Below are 18,133 nucleotides of genomic sequence, written 5' to 3' on the forward strand. Positions count from 1 at the left end.
GATACTCAAACGAGATCCGCCAACCGTGCGGCTGAGCTTTCCCCTTTCTTCGCACCGCACCAATATATATTTTTCGTTCTCAGAACGAAGATGACTCTCGTCACGGTCGATTCTGACTTCCGACAGGTATCTCGCCTCCCCTTGATATTATTATCAAATCGCTAATTTAAGAGGCGAAACATGGGACTAAGGTCCGATTCTAAAGTCCCCTGCAGGTCCCATTGCATGCAATTACCGGTTATATTATGGTTATCTAATGGTAAAAAGCACAAAAGAAAGGGGAAGTCAAAGGGAACGTCATAAATAAAAAACAGATAAAAACTTAAATATCTAAGTGTAACTGAGTTCAGTTGGGGGAGTTGTTATGCCGATTTCAAGGATACAACGCGGGCGCATGAAAAGGGCCAAGCGCGCTTTTTCCACGCGCAGAGTCGCGGCGTCGCACATGCGGACGCTGATTACAGGCCCAATACAGCCCATGGCAGGCGATCTCGTGCTGGCGCGTGTCGATGAGCTTGGCAATCACAGCAGATTGGAGCTTATCGGCGGAAGAAAGGCCATTATGTTTCCCGGCGACGAGATCATTGTCTGCTACGGAAACAGATATGCCCCCGACCAATTCGAAGCAGTGATCGGTCCGGATTTAGGCCCGTGCGACCTAGTGGCTGGAGGGGGGATCGCGGCGCAGGAGCTTTCGAGACATGATCGAATGGCGCCGCCGACAAAGATTACGCCAATCGGGCTGGTCGGGGACAAGTTTGGTCGCCGGCTGAATGTCTGGGATTATAAGGTAAGCTCAGACGATCTCCGTCCTTCGCTACCCATTGTTCTGTCGCTCGGCACATCGATGAACGCCGGGAAAACCCTGACGGCGACATCGTTGGTCAGAGGCTTCAAGAAAGCGGGGCTGAAGGTTGCGGCGATGAAGATTACCGGTACCGGGTCCGGCGGCGACATGTGGATCGTCCGGGACGCCGGGGCGGACATGGTTCTGGATTTCACCGACGCGGGTTTTGCAACGACTTATCTGGCTTCAGTGGAGTTGATCGAGAAAGGCGCCTTCCGCCTGTTGAACCATGCAACCGAAAACGGATGTGATGTTGCGGTCATCGAGATCGCCGACGGATTGCAGCAAAGGGAAACATCGGAACTCATCTGGGCCGAGTCGCTGCGGAGTATGGCTCTTGGGACGATCTTCGCGTCGTACGATGCCATGGGAGCAAAATGCGGCGTCGATAGCCTTCGCGCCGCCGGCCACAACGTGCTTGCCATCAGCGGACGAATTGGTCGATCTCCGCTCGCTGTGAGAGAAGCGGAGGAAGCCACCGGACTGCACGTCTACTCTCCATGGGAGATCCAGGAAGGAGCGCTCAACCCCGTCATGAGGGCTCGCGCTTCTGCGAAGCTCGCCAATGGCCAGAGCAACAATCCCTTTTTCCGCCGCATCGCAGAATCCGCGGATGGATTGGCCCCGGACAATCACAGTGCACAGGCCTCCCAATTGCGCATTGAATTTTTAGGGAAGGTTGCGCAAGGGCTCGTTGCGGCTGAGTTTGCTATGCTCACCCAGGCCTCTGCCGATGGCAATAGGTTTGCCTCGTGGCCAACTCCCTACGGGAACATCACCCTCACGCTACCTAAGCTGTCATCACGGATCGCCATCCCCGTCTTTATCTCGGCTCACGCTCCCGTGGAGATGGTAGAGGCCGCGGTGCTGGCCAAAACCCGCGCCGCGCTAAAGTCGTCTTTGTCCAACCTTGTTCAAGCGCTCGGTTGCTCTGCTCTGGCCGACGACCAAATGGAAGCGCTTGTAAAGGACATTTGGCCGATGCTTGAGAGGGATCGCAGGAGCGAACCCGGAAATCAGAAATTGCCCAACGCCATGGGGCAACCGATCTCAGCCGACGCGCCGGATGAGCCGGACGCCGCAATCATGAACTTCTCAGGAGCTTTCAGCGACACTGAACACCGCAACGTAATCGGGCGAGCATAACCAGCGGTGATCGATGAGCATACGAAGTAAGAGATTCAGTCCTCCTCTGAGCGAGATGTGGCGACGGTCAAGGGCGGGCCTCGCTGCTGTCGTGATTTTCGGTATCTTTATCAATCTGCTCCGTTTCTCAGGCCCACTGTATCTCATACAGATCTTCGATCGTGTCATTTCGAGCCGCAGCATCGAAACCCTTGTTGTCCTAACTGCCGCGGCTTTGTTCGCGCTTGTCACGGGCGCTGCGCTTGAAACTGTCCGTCGACGGATGCTCTCGCGATGGAGTGTTTGGATAGAGCATCAGTTGACCACTCAATCCGTGAGAGCCGGATTGACTGCCGGTGTCGCTAACCCGCCGGTTCTGGCGAACATCGAGAAGGTGTCCAGCTTCGTCGAGCGCGGACTTGCGCCCTGGATGGATGTGGTCTGGGCCCCGATTTTCCTATTGTGTGTATACTTCATCCATCCGGTTCTCTGCATGATCGCTTCGGCTGGCATTGCCTTGCTGATAGGCCTGAGCGTGCTCAAGGACAAGCTGACGCGAGAACCCCGTCAGGCGGAACGTGATGCTGCCAGGCAGGCCAAGGAAGTCCTGGCGTCAGCAGATAGGCACAAGGACGTGGTTGGCGCCTTTGCGATGGCTGACGCAATCGCCGGTCGCTGGGGTAAAAACAAGATAGACGGCTTTCTCCAGCGGGATCGGCTGAACGCTAGGGGGGTGAGCATCGACTCCGCCATCCGCGTTTTGGGCCGCGCCTTTTACATCGTGCTCCTGGCGTCCGGCATCTGGTTGTTTCTGAACAACCATGCCACGCTCGGGGGGTTGTTCGCAGGCCGCCTTGTTGCCAACTTTGCCTATAAGATGGTCGACAAGGCGGTTCGGGAATTCAGAAGCCTGCGAGAGGCGCGCGAGGGKTACTCGAAGATCAAGGCGGAGCTTGCCAAGCCGGCGAGTGAAATACCGAACCTGCTCCCTGGGACACCTGATGGCGCTTTGACTCTCGACGAAGTCTCGTTCAAGCACGGCGGCGCGCGTGGAGACTTGTTCCGGAAGCTGTCACTCTCCCTGGCACCAGGAGAGTTGCTGTTGGTGATGGGGCGAGCCGCAACCGGCAAGACGACGCTTTCGCGTCTTTTGATCGGGCTGCTCAGGCCGCGAACCGGACAAATCCGGTTGGGCGACATGAACGTCACGCGACTTCCAGATTACGTTAGGGCTGAGGTCATCGGCTATCTGCCCCAGCACATCGAACTGTTCGAAGGAACCGTTGCGCAGAACATTGCCCGGTTTCAGCAGACCAGCATGGATGACGTGGTTTCCGCAGCGAAGATAGCGGGCATTCACGAATCCATTCTCCGGTTAAGCCAAGGGTATGACACCCTTCTTGACGACTCCGTCGGGCTATCCGGTAGCGAAAGGAAGCGACTAGCCCTTGCGAGAGCTTTCTTTCGTTCGCCGAGATTGATCGTGCTTGATGAGCCTTTCGCGAATTTGGACAGCTCTTCTAGGAGAAACCTTGAAGCGGCCGTGAAGTTTATGAAGGACTCCGGATGCTCGATAGTTGTCACCATGTCCGGGCGTTCCAAGCGATTTATCGGAATGATCGACAAATCGCTAATCTTAGGCGGCCAGAAGCCGGAGTTCACCGATCACAGCGAAAGGCCGGTGCGCCCCAGCAAACCTGAGTTACGGAGCGTCAAGTGAAAGGATCGCTGGACCTCCGTAACAAAGACTCGGATATTCCGCCAACAGAGGATCCTGGGCCGTTCGGCAAACGCTTGGTTACCTCGGGTTTTGCAATAATCGCAGCCTTCTCCGCCGTCGCAGGGACGTGGCTGGTTGCGGCGCCAATCCAAGGCGCAGTCTTGGCACCTGGTGTGGTGGATGTGGCGTCGAACGTGAAAACCATTCAGCACCTTGAGGGAGGGATCATTTCCGAAATCTTGGTCAAAGAGGGCGACCGGGTATCGGCAGGTCAAGCTTTGATAAGATTGCAGGGCACCGCTTCGACGGCCGCAGCGAACGAAATCAGCGCCCAATGGTATGAGGCCAAGGCTACCGAGGCGCGGCTGGTCGCGGAAAGAGATGGAAAAGACACCATCGAAATCCCGCCGGACCTAAAGCAGGCCGGCAAACAGGCAGCGGATGCAATCACCGGACAAGAGAGTATTTTTCGCTCTCGGCAGGCCCTTTTGCGCGAAAGTCTCTCGGTGCTGCAGCAGATAATTGTCAGCCTGCAGAAGGAAATGGAGGGTTACGAAGGTCAAGTAGCCGCTGCGACCCAGAAGCTCAAAGTCATCGAGGACCAGCTTAGCGATGTCCGGGCGCTGTACGAGAAGAAGCTGATTGTAAGGACGCGCCTCACAGATTTGGAGACAGAGCAGGCGGATGTAAGCGGAGCCCTCAGCGGTTATGTTGCATCAATCGGCGTCGCCAAACAAAAGATGGAGGAGACAAAATTTAAGATCGCTGAACTTAAAGCGTCTACAGCAACCGATATCGTCGAACAGCTCGGGCTGACTCGCGCCAAGATATACGAATCGGCTCAAAAGATGGCGGCTGCCAATGACGTGCTGACCCGGACCGAAATCCGAGCACCCATTGGTGGAACCGTGGTAGGACTGAAGGTGCATACCATTGGTGGGGTGATAGCCGCTGGCGATCCACTGATGGATATCGTTCCTTTGAATGATAGTTTTGTTGTGCTGGCAAACGTCGATCCGTTGGATGTCGACCAAGTGACTGCGGGCTTGCACGCTACAATTTGGCTTAGCGCCGTGAGCAAGCGCTATCAGCAGCCGATGAGCGGCGATATCCAAACCCTCTCAGCCGACCGGCTGATAGATTCTCGGACGGGGCAAGCTTACTATTCGGCTCGAATTGTCCTGACACCAGAGTCCTTGAAGGCGATGCCTGTGGCGTTGCAAGCCGGGATGAGCACACAGGTAATGATCAACACTGGCACAAGATCAGCCTGGGAGTACCTCAGCGCTCCCGTCTATGCTGCGATGGGTCGTGCCCTTCGTGAATGACGGTGTGGAAGGGACGGAGCATCGAGCACCACGTAGTGTCCATAAGCAAGCGAGCAAGCAACGCGAAGCCTCTCCAGCGAAGGCAAAGGAGTGCAGGCGCGACTGTGGACCGCGCCGATCGTGCGCTTCTGGCGGTAGCAATCGGGAAGCCGCCCGATTGCTATGCTACCGCCTCAAGGCGTAGACATTGTCCATCGGCGCGCCACCCAGCGGCAGCGCCATGTCGTCGTCAAGGAGTCGGGTGATGCGGGCAAAGCCGACAAAGGCTTTCCGCGCTTCCTCGGCCGACATCTTGCCCGACATAGCCGCCGCGCAGCAATTCAGCGCGCATTGGTAAACCGGGCCGCGCCGTCCCGTAGGCCATTTCCGCAGGAACACCATCGCCTCGGAGACGCTATCGACTTCCTCCACAGGGTATCCCTGCCCACGCGCAATTCGCACTGGGGTAAAGAAATGCAAGCGATCCATGATTATCCTCCCGGTCGGCCGCAGAGCGGTCGAACCCCACTAAACGCACGTCTCGCCGGTCGGTTCCAAACAAATTTGATTGCCGATGGAAAAAATCTGGAACCGTCAGGCTGCGGCATGCGGGAAAACATCTGACGACTCGGGCTCGCAGCAGGCCTGAGCCATCGGATAACGGCGATTCTCGTTGAATATCTTTAAGGCGAAAGCCGGCAAATGGATTGCTTGCCGGTTCCCCGGCGTCAGGCTTAACCTCTCCGATCAAACGCGTGAGGGCGCGTTTTGCAAAAAGGGGAATACTCGCAATGACCATTCAAGGCGCCTCGCCCGACCTCTACAACGAGGATCTGGCTCCCGCAACGGTCAGGAACTGGGGACCGTTTTCGATCTTCAACGTCTGGACCTCGGACGTCCACAGCCTCTGGGGCTACTACCTGGCGGCCAGCCTGTTTCTGTTCTGCGGCGGCTTCGTCAACTTCATCATCGCTATCGGCATCGGCTCGCTGATCATCTACGGCCTGATGAACCTGGTCGGCTATGCCGGCGTGAAGACCGGCGTGCCCTACCCGGTGCTTGCCCGCGCTTCCTTCGGCATCTGGGGCGCCAACGTCCCGGCTCTGGTGCGTGCCGTCGTCGCCTGCTTCTGGTACGGCGCCCAGACGGCCGCCGCATCAGGCGCGATCGTCGCGCTGCTGACGCGCCTGCAATGGTTCGACGAGTTCAACAAGAGCTCGCATATGCTTGGCCATTCCACCCTGGAGGTGATCTGCTTCGTCGTCATCTGGGCGCTGCAGCTGCTGATCATCCAGAAGGGCATGGAAACCGTGCGCCGCTTCCAGGATTGGGCCGGCCCGGCCGTCTGGATCATGATGCTGATCCTGGCCATCTATCTTTGCGTGAAGTCCGGCACTTTCGCCTTCACCAGCGACATCCCGATGGATGTGCTGCTGGACAAGACCAAGGACGCCGGCGTGCCGGGCGAGCCCGGGTCCTGGACCGCCCTGTTCGCGGTGGCGGCGATCTGGGTCACCTACTTCTCGGCGCTCTATCTCAACTTCTGCGATTTCGCCCGCTACGCGCCGGACAATGCGGCACTGCGCAAGGGCAACATCTGGGGCCTGCCCGTCAACCTCATCCTGTTCTCGCTGGTCGCCGGCGTCACCACGATCGCCGCTTACGACGTCTACCATGAGGTGCTGCTCCATCCCGACCAGATCTCGGCCAAGTTCGACAGCTGGTTCCTCGCCGCGCTTGCCGCGCTGACCTTCGCGGTGGCGACGCTCGGCATCAACGTCGTGGCGAATTTCGTCTCGCCGGCCTTCGACTTCTCCAACGTCTTCCCGCGCCAGATCGACTTCAAGAAGGGCGGCTACATCGCAGCCCTTATCGCACTTGTGCTCTATCCGTTCGCGCCATGGGAAGGCAGCGCCGCTTCCTTCGTCAACATCATCGGCGCGACGATGGGACCGATCTTCGGCGTGATGATGGTCGACTATTATCTGATCCGCAAAAGCGAGGTCGACGTCCAAGCGCTCTACCGGGAGGACGGCGAGTTCCGTTTCCAGAGCGGCTGGCATGTCAACGCCTTCATCGCCGCCGGCATCGGCGCAATCTTCTCCTCGCTCCTGCCCAACTTCACCAACTGGCTGCCGTCCTGGTGGGGCGTTTATGGCTGGTTCTTCGGCGTGGCCATCGCGGGCGCCGTCTACTACGTCCTGCGCACAATGGCGCTCGGCGCCGGGGCGAAGATGGCGAAGGCCTGAAAGTGAGGCAGTAGGAACTAGGCAGTAGGCAATAGAAGGCTTGCCTACTGCCTACTGCCTACTGCCTACTGCCTACTGCCTACCATCTCCGCCAGACGCCGCACCGTGTTCCAGTTGCGCGACGTGCCGACGCCGAAGCGCTTGTGATTGGCGGCGGCCAGCRGTCGCGAGCCCGGCCGCTCGCGCGAGAAGACAAGCCAGATATCGCCATCGACCCAAAGCACTCTCTCATCGTCAGCGGCATGGGCCTGGAGCGCTTCAACGGCATCCGCCGGCACCGGCTCGCGCATCACGCGTACCGCGACCTGATCGGCCGTAGCGGCGGATTCGCCGGGAAACGGATTGGCGGCGGCGAGCTTCAGCCAGTCATCGGCGCCGCGCACGATGATGTCGACATGGCGGCCGAAGGTCTTTTCGAAGGCCCGTTCCAGCCGCTGCTCGAGCTTTGAGATTTCGCCCGCCCGCGCCTCGAACACCAGATTGCCGGTCGCGACCAGTGTGCGGACGTTTTTCAGCCCCTGTTCCTCGGCCATGGCCTTGAGGTCGGCCATAACCACGCGCCGCCCCTCGCCCAGGATGATGCTATAGAGCAGCGCGACGTAAGTCTGCATCAAACCAGGCGCGACTGGTCCACCGCCGCCGAGATAAAGCTGGCGAACAGCGGATGCGGGTCGAGCGGCCGGCTCTTCAACTCGGGGTGATATTGCACGCCGATGAACCAGGGATGGTCGGGATACTCGACCGTCTCCGGCAGCACGCCGTCGGGCGACATTCCGGCAAACACCAGGCCGCAATCCTCGAGCCGCTGCTTGTAATCGATGTTGACCTCGTAGCGATGCCGGTGGCGCTCGGAAATCTGCGTGTCGCCATAGATGTCCGCAATCTTCGAGCCCTTGGCGAGTTCGGCCTGGTAGGCGCCGAGCCGCATCGTGCCGCCGAGATCGCCGGTGGCTCTGCGCTTCTCGAGCATATTGCCCTTAAGCCACTCGGTCATGAGGCCGACGACCGGCTCATCGGTCGGGCCGAATTCGGTCGACGACGCATGGTCGACGCCGGCCAGCGAGCGGGCCGCCTCGATGCAGGCCATCTGCATGCCGAAGCAGATGCCGAAGTAAGGCACCTTGCGCTCGCGCGCGAACTTCGCCGCCAGGATCTTGCCTTCCGAACCGCGCTCGCCGAAACCGCCGGGAACGAGGATGCCGTGCACCTTCTCCAGCCACGGCGCCGGATCTTCCTTCTCGAAGATCTCGCTTTCGATCCAGTCGAGCTTGACCTTGACCCGGTTGGCGAGGCCACCGTGCGAAAGCGCCTCGATCAGCGATTTGTAGGCATCCTTGAGGCCAGTGTATTTGCCGACGACGGCGATCGTCACTTCGCCTTCCGGATTGTGGATGCGCTTGGAAAGCGCCTGCCAGGGTTCCATGCGCGGCTTCGGCGCCGGGTCGATGCCGAAAGCGGCGAGCACTTCCGAATCGAGCCCTTCCTGGTGATAGGCCATCGGCACGTCGTAGATATGCGGCACGTCGAGCGCCTGGATGACGGCGCTTTCGCGCACGTTGCAGAACAGCGACAGCTTGCGGCGCTCTTCCTTCGGGATCGGCCGGTCGGCGCGCACCAGAAGGATGTCGGGCGCGATGCCGATGCCGCGCAGTTCCTTGACCGAATGCTGGGTCGGCTTGGTCTTCAATTCGCCGGCCGTCGGGATGTAGGGCATCAGCGTCAGATGCACATAGACCGCGTTGTTGCGCGGCAGATCGTTGCCGAGCTGGCGGATCGCCTCCAGGAACGGCATCGCCTCGATATCGCCGACCGTGYCGCCGATCTCGCACAGCACGAAGTCGTAATCGTCATTGCCGTCGAGAACGAAATGCTTGATCTCGTCGGTGACGTGCGGGATCACCTGCACGGTCGCGCCGAGATAGTCGCCGCGCCGCTCGCGCTCGATGATGTTCTTGTAGATGCGGCCGGTGGTGATGTTGTCCTGCTGGTTGGCGGAACGGCCGGTGAAGCGCTCGTAGTGGCCGAGATCGAGATCGGTCTCGGCGCCGTCGTCGGTGACGAACACTTCGCCATGCTGGTAAGGCGACATCGTTCCGGGGTCGACATTGAGATAAGGATCGAGCTTCTTGATCCGCGCGCGATAGCCTCGCGCCTGCAGGAGAGCCCCAAGAGCTGCTGCGGCGATGCCTTTTCCGAGTGAGGAAACCACGCCGCCTGTGATGAATACATATCGCGCCATGGGAGTCATCGCTTAACGCGGCCTGATTGATTCCGCCAGAGAAAAAACCGCCGCGAAGGCTTTTTCCCAAAATGGCGCCGGCGCCTGAGATCGGCGTTTTCACTATTCAAAACAAAAGGGCCGGCGGTGCCGGCCCTTTCGGCAGTTTGATGGAATTCGTTAGATAATAACGACCTTGGTACCGATCTTGACGCGGCTGTAGAGGTCCATGACGTGCTCGTTGATCATGCGGAAGCAGCCGTTGGAGGCGCTGGTTCCGATCGACTGGGGAGCAATCGTGCCGTGGATGCGCAGATGCGTGTCCTTCTTGCCGTCATAGAGGTAGATGGCGCGCGCGCCGAGCGGATTCTCGCCGCCGCCGGGCATGCCGTCCTTGTACTGGCCATAATGCTTCGGCTCGCGCTTCTGCATGTCGAGCGTCGGGATCCAGCGCGGCCATTCCTGCTTGTCGCCGACAGCCACCGTGCCCTTGAACTGCAGGCCTTCGCGGCCGACAGCGATGGCATAGCGGCGGGCGGTGGAAAACGACTCGACGAGGTAGAGGCGGCGCGCGCTGGTGTCGATGACGATGGTGCCCGGCTCATAGCCGGTGAAGGTGACGTCCTGCGGCACGAATTCCGGCTTCACCTTGAAGGGCCGCTTGGCGTCCTTCTTGGCCAGCGCCGAATCCAGCGCACGGGTTTCCGGCAGATAGTTGATGGAGGTCGCCGCCTGGGCGCCGCCGAAGAGGCCGGCAAACAGCCCACCGCTGCTCGTCTGCTTCTGGCCGGGGGTTTCGCTGCGCAACTCGCCATTGTTGCCCGTGGCCGTGATGTTCATTGCCTCGGCCGGGATCGGCTCGGCGGTCTGGATCGGCGCAACCGGTGTCAGCGGCTCGATCACCTTGATGGTCTTCTTCTTGGCCGACTTGGCGTCGGCGACTTCAGCCGGAGCGGTCGCGCCACCGTTCTTCTTGGCCAGCCATTCCTGGCGCGCGGCGTCCGCCTTGGCCTTGGCTGCTTCGCGCATCGCCATCTTGCGAGCCTCGAGCGCCTTCTGCTTGGCGGCTTCCTTGTCGGCCGCGATCTTCGCCTCGAGCTTGCTGATCTGCGCAAGATCGTCCGAGGTCGGGTTTTTCTTCTTCTTGAGAAGCCTCAGCTGCGATGCGTCGCTCTTGGCGGCGACAGGAATTGCGTCGGTCTTCTCAACCGACGGGGAAGTGGCCAGATTTGCCGGTCCGGCAAAGGCCGCGGAACCCATGCCGAGGACGGCACAGAATCCCAGGAGGATGAAGCTGCGAAGCTGCATGGCGAAGATCCGATTGTTCAAAGCAAGTTGCCCACGGCGTCGCCCGGCGCCCCCCAAGGACGCCGAATAGTGCCGCGCGCAACCTATAATCGATTAGCCGTCATCGCCTCAAGCTGAGGCAGGCGCTACGCCCGGTTGAATCTTCGTGATCGGGCGCGCATTTGCCGCGACTGTGTTCAAAGAACAACAGATCGCGGCCCGGTGCTTGTGCGGCTATTGGTTCGGAACCTGCGGGGTGACAGGCAGAGTGACGCCATTGTTTGCCGGCGGCGTGGCCGGATTCGCGGGCGCCGGAGCGGGCGTCGCTGCCGGGGCCGGCGCGGTCGCGCCATTGGCGAGCGGCGTGGTGGTTGTCGCGCCGCCAGACGGAGCCGCGGGAGCCGTGCCGGCCGGAGCCGCGGGCTTGGAGGTGCMTACCGGTCCATTGGAACCCGGCAGTTGGTTGAGCACGCCGTTGCCCTGGCTGGACGTCGCCGGACGATCGAGAATGTCGATCGGCTTCTCGCCGTAGCGGGCAAGGATCGACAGCGCTAGCGAGGTTACGAAGAAGGCCGCCGCCAGGATTGCGGTGGCGCGGGTCAGCGCGTTGGCGGCGCCGCGCGCCGTCATGAAGCCGGAACCGCCGCCGATGCCCAGGCCGCCGCCTTCGGAGCGCTGCAGCAGCACCACGCCGACAAGCGCGAGCACGACCATAAGGTGGATGACGATCAGTACGGTTTCCATAATTCATCCTGGCGAGGCCTTGCGCTGCCGCGCATACGACCGGTGTTTTGGAGGCGGCTCCTTACAATGCTTTGGCGGCATTTCCAAGCCCGTGGCCGGGAATATGGGAAGCAATGGGGCCAATACAACGATTTATGCCGCGCGAGCCTGGCAGACGGCCTCCAAAGCATGTCTCCCGAAAGTGGGAACCGGTTTCGGGACAAAGACATGCGCAAGATCAAAAAACCAAAGCGCATGGAGCGAATCTGAAAGATCGCGACGTGCTTTAGGAGATGTTCATGTAGGCTTCCGCGATAGCCAGGAAGTCGGCAGCCTTCAGGCTGGCGCCGCCGACCAGGGCGCCGTCGACATTCTCGACGCCGAGCAGCTCCACCGCATTGGAAGGCTTGACCGAGCCGCCGTAAAGAATACGCATCCTGGCCGCGGCATCACCGAGCAACCCGGTCAGCTTGCCACGGATATGCGCGTGCGCCTCGGCGACGTCGGCCGCGGTCGGGGTCAGGCCGGTGCCGATCGCCCAGACCGGTTCATAGGCGATGATGCTGTTCGCCGCGGTCGCGCTGGTCGGAACCGACCCTTCGAGCTGGCGCGACAGGACATCGAGCGTGGCGCCCGCCTCGCGCTCGGCGCGCGTCTCTCCGATGCAGATGATGGCCACCAGCCCTGCCCGCCAGGCGGCCGATGCCTTGGCATGGACCGTCGCATCGTTGTCGCCGAACAGTTCGCGACGCTCCGAATGGCCGACGATCACGTGGCTTGCGCCGGCATCCTTGAGCATCTCCGCCGATATCTCGCCGGTGAAGGCCCCGCTCTCCTTGGGATGGCAATCTTCTCCGCCGGCCCGCACCGGCGTGCGCGACAGGATCTCGGCGGCGCGCTGCAGCAAGGTCGCCGGCACGCACACCAGGGCTTCGGTCTCAGCGTCGAGTCCGCTCATGAACCCGTTGCCGATCGACCGCAGCTCGTTGAGCGAGGCGCTGGTGCCGTTCATTTTCCAGTTGCCGGCGACAAGCGGGCGGATTCCAGGGGTCATGGGGCGTGTTCTCCGAGCGACATTAAGCAGCGCCCTCACTACCAAAATCAGGTCACAAAGCAATCGACAGTGGACCGGAAGGGCGCTATTGCGCTTGTTTCAGACTCGGCGCATGCGAAAATGCGCAAAAATCGGAAGTATGTATGCTTGGTATATTGAGAAGCGCGGCGGGCACCTGGGTCGCGAAGGCGTTGCTGTCCTTGCTGGTGATCAGTTTCGCCGCTTGGGGCATCACCACCCGCATGGTGGGTGGCGTTCTGGGCGGCCATCACGCGGTGATCACCGCCGGCGGCACCGAGGTCTCGATCAACGAGTACCGCCTCGCTTATGACCGCCAGCTCAGCCTTCTGTCGCAGCAATATGGCCAGCGCATCACCCAGGAGCAGGCCAAGCTGCTCGGCGTCGACAACCAGGTGCTGGCCCAGCTTGTTTCAGGCGCCGTGCTCGACGAGCAGGCGCGCAAGCTCGGGCTCGGCCTATCCAAGGACAGGCTGGCCGACCTGACGCGTGAGGATCCGGCTTTCAAGGGCCCCAGCGGCCAGTTCGATCGCCGGACCTTCGAATATCTCCTGCGCCAGCTCGGCATGCGGCCCGAGGACTATCTCAAGAACCGCGCGCAGGTGGCTGTGCGTCAGCAGATCGTCGAGGCGATCTCCGACGGCCTGAAGGTGCCGCAGACCTTCCTGAAGGCGGTCTCTCTCTATCGCGGCGAGGATCGCACGATCGACTATCTCGTGCTGCCGAAGACGCTGGTGCAGCCGATCGAGGCGCCGTCCGACAGCGCCATCAACGCCTATTTCGATGCCAACAAGAAGACCTATGCCGCGCCGGAATACCGCAAATTCTCCTATGCCCGGCTGGAGCCGCAGGACATCGCGGATCCGTCCGCGGTGACCGACAGCCAGGTCAGCGAGGACTACAACAAGAATATCGCGCGCTACACGACGCCCGAGATGCGCACCATCGAGCAGCTGGTGTTCAAGACACCGGATGCGGCCAAGGCGGCTTTGGATTCGCTGAAGGCGGGCGCCACGTTCGATAAGCTCATCACCGCCGAGGGCAAGACGCCGGCCGACACGCTGCTGGGCACGCTGTCGAAGGACAAGATCGCCGACAAGGCGGTCGCCGATGCGGCCTTCTCGCTCAATGCCAATGAGGTCAGCCAGGTCGTCCAGGGCGCTTTCGGTCCCGTGCTCTTGCGCGTCACCGAGATCAAGCCGCAAGTGGTGAAGCCGCTTTCGGAAGTGTCCGCCCAGATCCGCAAGGACCTGGCGCTCGGCGAAGCAAGCCGCATCCTGCTCGACGTCCATGACAGCTATGAGGACACCCGCGCCTCGGGCGCCTCGCTTGCCCAGGCCGCCGAGAAGCTGAAGCTCAAGGTCGTCACCATCGACGCCATCGACCGTACCGGCCAGCGGCCGGACGGCACGATCGTCAACGACCTGCCGGAATCGGCCGCGCTGATCAAGTCGGTGTTCGCGGCAGAGCCCAACACCGAGAACGAGGGCCTGACCACCGCGGACAACGGCTTTGTCTTCTACGAGGTGCAGTCGGTCACGCCGGCGCGCGACCGCACGCTGGATGAAGTCCGCAAGAAGGTCGTGGCCGACTGGACGGAGGCCGAGACGGACAAGCGGCTCGACGCGAAGGCCAAGGAGCTGGAGAAGCGCCTCAAGGCCGGCACCACGCTCGACGTCATCGCCGGCGAGCTCAAGCTCGACAAACAGACCAAGCGCGGCCTGAAGCGCGAAGCCGACGATGCCGATTTCGGCAAGGAGGGTGCGGCGGCGATGTTCGGCGTCGGCGAAGGCGGTACCGGTTTGATCCCCTCGCCCACCGGCGACGGCCAGATCCTGTTCAAGGTCGCCGAGGTCTTCGAGCCGGCAGGCGCCGACGGCAGCACGGTGCCGGACGACGCGCAGAAATCCTTCGGCGCCGGCATGTCAGACGACCTGCTCGACCAGCTGGTGGCGCAGCTGCAATCGCAATATGACGTTCGCATCGATCCGAACGCCGTTTCGCAAGCACAGACACGATGAGCGCTCTGAAAACACACATAGCCAAGGTCGCCACCGGCACCGCGCTTTCCTTCGAGGAAGCACGCGAGGCGTTCGACATCATCATGTCGGGCGATGCGACGCCCGGCCAGATCGGCGGCTTCCTGATGGCGCTGCGCGTGCGCGGCGAGACCGTGAGCGAAATATCCGGCGCGGTGGCGACGATGCGCGCCAAGATGCTGCGCGTCGAGGCGCCGCACGGCGCCATCGACATCGTCGGCACCGGCGGCGACAATTCGCACTCGGTCAACATCTCGACCGCTTCGGCCTTCGTCATCGCCGCCGCCGGCGTGCCGGTCGCCAAGCATGGCAATCGCGGCCTGTCCTCGCTGACCGGCTCCGCCGACGTGCTGACGGCGCTGGGCGTCAAGATCGACATCTCGCCCGAAATGATCGGCCGCTGCATCCACGAGGCCGGTGTCGGCTTCATGTTCGCGCCGGCGCATCATCCGGCGATGAAGCATGTCGGGCCGACTCGCGTCGAGCTCGGCACCCGCACCATCTTCAACCTGCTCGGACCGCTGTCGAATCCCGCCGGCGTCAGCCGCCAGATGGTCGGCGTTTTCCTGCCGGAATGGATCATGCCGGTGGCCGAGACTTTGAAGGCGCTGGGCGCCGAGCACGCCTGGGTCGTCCATGGCGACGGCTATGATGAGATCACCACCACGGGCGAGACCCAGGTGGCGGAGCTTGCCGGCGGCGAGATCCGCAGCTTTACCCTGACGCCGGAAGCCGCCGGGTTGAAGCGGCACACCAGGGAAGAGCTGCGCGGCGGCGATGCGGCCTACAACGCCAAGGAGTTACGCGATATGCTGGGCGGAGCGCCCGGCGCTTATCGCGATACGGTGCTGATGAATGCCGGCGCCGGGTTGGTCGTGGCCGGCAAGGTGACGACTTTGGCCGACGGCATCGCGGCGGCGGCGCAAGCGATCGACAGCGGCCGCGCGCTTGGCGTGCTGGACAAGCTTGTCGAGATTTCGAACGGATAAGGCCTTGTCGGATATCCTGCGCAAGATCGAAGCCTACAAGCGCGACGAGATCGCCGCGGCGAAAGCGAAGGTACCGTTCGCCGAGATCAAGGCGCGGGCAAAGGATGCCGGTGCGACGCGCGGCTTCCTCGCGGCGCTCGACGCCAAGCGCCGGGCCGGCAACTTCGCGCTGATCGCCGAGATCAAGAAGGCCAGCCCTTCCAAAGGCCTGATCCGCGCCGATTTCGATCCGCCGGCGCTCGCCGGGGCTTATCAGAAAGGTGGCGCAGCCTGTCTTTCGGTGCTGACCGATGCTCCGTCCTTTCAGGGCGCGCCGGAATTCCTGACGGCGGCGCGGGCAGCGGTACGCTTGCCGGCCCTGCGCAAGGATTTCCTGTTCGATCCCTACCAGGTCTACGAAGCGCGCGCCTGGGGCGCCGACGCGATCCTGATCATCATGGCGAGCGTCGACGACACGCTGGCCAGGGACCTCGAAGCGACCGCCTTCGAGCTCGGCATGGACGCTCTGATCGAGGTGCATGACGAGGCTGAAATGGAGCGTGCGCTAAAATTGTCGTCGCGGCTGATCGGCATCAACAACCGCAATCTGCGGACCTTCGAGACCAGCCTTGAGACTTCCGAACGGTTGGCGCCGATGGTGCCGGCGAACCGGCTGCTGGTCGGCGAAAGCGGCATCTTCACGCATCAGGATTGCCGCCGGCTGGAGAAGAGCAAGATCGGCACCTTCCTGGTCGGCGAGAGCCTGATGCGACAGGCCGATGTGGCCGCGGCAACCGAGCTTCTGCTGACGGGCAAGGCAGCGGCCGAGGCCGTCTGATATGGCCCTCACCCATCTCGGCGCCAAGGGCGAAGCCAACATGGTCGATGTCGGCGACAAGGCCGAGACGACGCGCACGGCGATCGCCGAAGGCGTTGTCTCCATGCAACCTGAAACGCTGGAGATGATTCTTGCTGGCGACGCCAAGAAAGGCGACGTGCTGGGCACAGCGCGTATCGCCGGCATCATGGCCGCGAAGAAGACGCATGAGCTGATCCCGCTTTGCCATCCGCTGCTTCTCACCAAAGTGGCCGTCGAGATCGAGCCGGACCGCACGCTGCCCGGCCTCAGGGTCACCGCGCTCGCCCGTGTCACCGGCAAGACCGGCGTGGAGATGGAGGCGCTGACCGCCGCCTCGGTCGCTTGCCTCACCATTTACGACATGGCCAAGGCGGCGGACCGCGGCATGGTGATTTCCGGTATCCGGCTGGTCGAGAAGACCGGCGGCAAGTCGGGCGATTACAAGGTGGATGCCTGATGGCTTTGGTTCCGGTCGCCGAAGCGCTCGAACGCCTGCTCGATGGCGCAGCACCTTTGCCGGGCGAAAGCATTCCGCTGGCGGATGCAGCCGCGCGGGTCCTGGCGGAACCGGTCGTGGCGCTGCGCACGCAGCCGCCCTTCAACGCCTCCGCCATGGACGGCTACGCCGCGCGCGCCGCCGACGTCGCTTCGGCGCCGGCGCAACTCGAAGTCATAGGCACGGCGCCTGCCGGCCGCGGCTTTTCCGGGACCGTCGGCGAAGGCCAGGCCGTGCGCATCTTCACCGGCGCGCCGCTGCCTGAAGGCGCCGACACCATCGTCATTCAGGAAAACGTCCGCGATCGCGGCAATGGCAGGATCGAGGTCACGGAACCGACCGCGAAAGCACGCAACGTACGCCGCCGCGGGCTCGACTTCGGTGAGGGCGACGTGCTGCTCGAAAAGGGCCGCGTGCTCGATGCGGCAGCCCTTTCGCTGGCCGCCTCGGCCAACCATCCCGCCCTGAATGTCGTACGCCGGCCGCTGGTCGCAATCATCGCCACCGGCGATGAACTGCTGCCCCCGGGCAGCGCGCTCGGCCCCGATCAGATCATTTCGTCGAATGCATATGGCGTCGCCGCCGCCGCCCAGTCGGTCGGCGCACGTGCGCTCGATCTCGGCATCGCCGCCGACCGCAAGGAGGCGATCGCCGCGTTGGTCAGGAAAGCGGTCGAGGCGAATGCCGATGTCATCGTCACGCTCGGCGGCGCCTCCGTCGGCGACCACGACCTGATCCATGACGTGCTGACCGGCGAAGGCATGCAGCTCGACTTCTGGAAGATCGCCATGCGCCCCGGCAAACCTCTGATGTTCGGCCGGCTTGGCAATGTCCGCTGCATCGGCCTGCCCGGCAACCCGGTGGCCAGCATCGTCTGCTCGCAGCTTTTCCTGAAGCCTCTGCTTGCCCGGCTCGGCGGCCGCGACCACAGGCAGGACGTGCGGGTGGCCCGGCTGGGCGCCGCGATGCAGGCCAACGACCTCAGGCAGGACTATGTGCGCGCCGTCGTGCGCGAGGACGCCGGCACGCTGATTGCGACTCCCTTCAGCATCCAGGACTCCTCGATGCTCAGAATGCTCGCCGACGCCAACGGCCTGATCGTGCGCGAGCCTTTCGCGCCGGCAGCCGAAACCGGCGCCGAATGCAGCGTTCTGATGTTACGCTAAACAAAACGTCAACAAATTCACTAAACTTTAAACGGTTGCGGAACACAACTGGAACAG

Annotated in this window: 15 protein-coding genes; 9 read left to right on the top strand and 6 right to left on the bottom strand. The window is 62.1% G+C overall.

The window, feature by feature from the left end:
* The first annotated feature begins 478 nt into the window (after positions 1-478).
* The 3 genes from LCM4577_RS22910 to LCM4577_RS22920 all read left to right on the top strand — a co-directional run bounded on the left by LCM4577_RS22910 (position 479) and on the right by LCM4577_RS22920 (position 5,020).
* Positions 479-1,993 (top strand): hypothetical protein, encoded by a 1,515-nt coding sequence (locus LCM4577_RS22910; protein WP_131803200.1) that lies wholly within the window; start codon positions 479-481, stop codon positions 1,991-1,993.
* Positions 1,994-2,084: 91 nt separating this feature from the next.
* The gene (locus tag LCM4577_RS22915) at positions 2,085-3,692 is read left to right on the top strand and encodes a type I secretion system permease/ATPase (RefSeq protein ID WP_157900494.1); all 1,608 of its coding nucleotides are present in this window, start codon (positions 2,085-2,087) and stop codon (positions 3,690-3,692) included.
* Positions 3,689-5,020 (top strand): HlyD family type I secretion periplasmic adaptor subunit, encoded by a 1,332-nt coding sequence (locus LCM4577_RS22920; RefSeq protein ID WP_083354816.1) that lies wholly within the window; start codon positions 3,689-3,691, stop codon positions 5,018-5,020. Before LCM4577_RS22915 ends, LCM4577_RS22920 begins: the two co-directional genes overlap by 4 nt.
* 165 nt (positions 5,021-5,185) lie before the next feature.
* On the opposite strand, the gene LCM4577_RS22925 is transcribed toward LCM4577_RS22920, so the two are convergent.
* Positions 5,186-5,488 (bottom strand): DUF982 domain-containing protein, encoded by a 303-nt coding sequence (locus tag LCM4577_RS22925; protein WP_040987705.1) that lies wholly within the window; start codon positions 5,486-5,488, stop codon positions 5,186-5,188.
* A gap of 302 nt (positions 5,489-5,790) precedes the next feature.
* Between LCM4577_RS22925 and LCM4577_RS22930 the strand changes: the two genes are divergently transcribed.
* Complete coding sequence (locus tag LCM4577_RS22930) at positions 5,791-7,248, top strand: NCS1 family nucleobase:cation symporter-1 (RefSeq protein WP_071029836.1); 1,458 nt, start codon at positions 5,791-5,793, stop codon at positions 7,246-7,248.
* A 65-nt stretch (positions 7,249-7,313) separates the two neighbouring features.
* Here the strand turns inward: LCM4577_RS22930 and LCM4577_RS22935 are convergent, their stop codons facing one another.
* The 5 genes from LCM4577_RS22935 to tpiA all read right to left on the bottom strand — a co-directional run bounded on the left by LCM4577_RS22935 (position 7,314) and on the right by tpiA (position 12,530).
* Complete coding sequence (locus tag LCM4577_RS22935; RefSeq protein WP_071073581.1) at positions 7,314-7,859, bottom strand: DUF1697 domain-containing protein; 546 nt, start codon at positions 7,857-7,859, stop codon at positions 7,314-7,316.
* A complete protein-coding gene (locus LCM4577_RS22940; protein ID WP_116390137.1) occupies positions 7,859-9,496 on the bottom strand; it encodes a CTP synthase in 1,638 nt (545 codons plus the stop codon). The genes LCM4577_RS22935 and LCM4577_RS22940 overlap by 1 nt, the downstream gene beginning before the upstream one ends.
* A 150-nt stretch (positions 9,497-9,646) precedes the next feature.
* Entirely contained in the window at positions 9,647-10,774 is a 1,128-nt protein-coding gene (locus LCM4577_RS22945) for a L,D-transpeptidase (RefSeq protein ID WP_041000817.1), read from the bottom strand.
* A 213-nt stretch (positions 10,775-10,987) separates the two neighbouring features.
* On the bottom strand, positions 10,988-11,497 hold the full coding sequence (secG, locus tag LCM4577_RS22950) for a preprotein translocase subunit SecG (protein WP_071073584.1): 510 nt from the start codon (positions 11,495-11,497) through the stop codon (positions 10,988-10,990).
* A gap of 265 nt (positions 11,498-11,762) precedes the next feature.
* Positions 11,763-12,530: a triose-phosphate isomerase gene (gene tpiA, locus LCM4577_RS22955; RefSeq protein ID WP_040987288.1), complete on the bottom strand. Its 768-nt coding sequence runs from the start codon at positions 12,528-12,530 to the stop codon at positions 11,763-11,765.
* A gap of 143 nt (positions 12,531-12,673) precedes the next feature.
* Here tpiA and LCM4577_RS22960 point away from each other — a divergent pair, with 143 nt between their 5' ends.
* Genes LCM4577_RS22960 through glp form a run of 5 tightly spaced genes read left to right on the top strand, consistent with a single transcriptional unit; the run spans position 12,674 to position 18,076 of the window.
* Positions 12,674-14,569: a peptidyl-prolyl cis-trans isomerase gene (locus LCM4577_RS22960; RefSeq protein WP_071073586.1), complete on the top strand. Its 1,896-nt coding sequence runs from the start codon at positions 12,674-12,676 to the stop codon at positions 14,567-14,569.
* Complete coding sequence (gene trpD / locus LCM4577_RS22965; protein ID WP_071073588.1) at positions 14,566-15,576, top strand: anthranilate phosphoribosyltransferase; 1,011 nt, start codon at positions 14,566-14,568, stop codon at positions 15,574-15,576. The genes LCM4577_RS22960 and trpD overlap by 4 nt, the downstream gene beginning before the upstream one ends.
* Positions 15,577-15,580: 4 nt before the next feature.
* Positions 15,581-16,393 (top strand): indole-3-glycerol phosphate synthase TrpC, encoded by an 813-nt coding sequence (gene trpC / locus LCM4577_RS22970; RefSeq protein WP_071029823.1) that lies wholly within the window; start codon positions 15,581-15,583, stop codon positions 16,391-16,393.
* A gap of 1 nt (position 16,394) precedes the next feature.
* Positions 16,395-16,871 (top strand): cyclic pyranopterin monophosphate synthase MoaC, encoded by a 477-nt coding sequence (moaC, locus tag LCM4577_RS22975; RefSeq protein ID WP_040987280.1) that lies wholly within the window; start codon positions 16,395-16,397, stop codon positions 16,869-16,871.
* Positions 16,871-18,076 carry a gephyrin-like molybdotransferase Glp gene (gene glp, locus LCM4577_RS22980; protein ID WP_071029821.1) on the top strand — a complete coding sequence of 402 codons (1,206 nt, stop codon included), beginning with the start codon at positions 16,871-16,873 and terminating at the stop codon, positions 18,074-18,076. The genes moaC and glp overlap by 1 nt, the downstream gene beginning before the upstream one ends.
* The last annotated feature ends 57 nt before the right edge of the window (positions 18,077-18,133 follow it).

The organism is Mesorhizobium sp. LCM 4577, from assembly GCF_001854795.2.
GTDB lineage: Bacteria > Pseudomonadota > Alphaproteobacteria > Rhizobiales > Rhizobiaceae > Mesorhizobium > Mesorhizobium plurifarium.

Bases quoted from the DNA above. Each gene is read 5' to 3' on its own strand.
- LCM4577_RS22910 (WP_131803200.1), top strand. From the start codon at position 479: ATGGCAGGCGATCTCGTGCTGGCGCGTGTCGATGAGCTTGGCAATCAC.
- LCM4577_RS22925 (WP_040987705.1), bottom strand. From the start codon at position 5,488: ATGGATCGCTTGCATTTCTTTACCCCAGTGCGAATTGCGCGTGGGCAG.
- LCM4577_RS22930 (WP_071029836.1), top strand. From the start codon at position 5,791: ATGACCATTCAAGGCGCCTCGCCCGACCTCTACAACGAGGATCTGGCT.
- LCM4577_RS22945 (WP_041000817.1), bottom strand. From the start codon at position 10,774: ATGCAGCTTCGCAGCTTCATCCTCCTGGGATTCTGTGCCGTCCTCGGC.
- tpiA (WP_040987288.1), bottom strand. From the start codon at position 12,530: ATGACCCCTGGAATCCGCCCGCTTGTCGCCGGCAACTGGAAAATGAAC.
- LCM4577_RS22960 (WP_071073586.1), top strand. From the start codon at position 12,674: ATGCTTGGTATATTGAGAAGCGCGGCGGGCACCTGGGTCGCGAAGGCG.
- trpD (WP_071073588.1), top strand. From the start codon at position 14,566: ATGAGCGCTCTGAAAACACACATAGCCAAGGTCGCCACCGGCACCGCG.
- moaC (WP_040987280.1), top strand. From the start codon at position 16,395: ATGGCCCTCACCCATCTCGGCGCCAAGGGCGAAGCCAACATGGTCGAT.
- glp (WP_071029821.1), top strand. From the start codon at position 16,871: ATGGCTTTGGTTCCGGTCGCCGAAGCGCTCGAACGCCTGCTCGATGGC.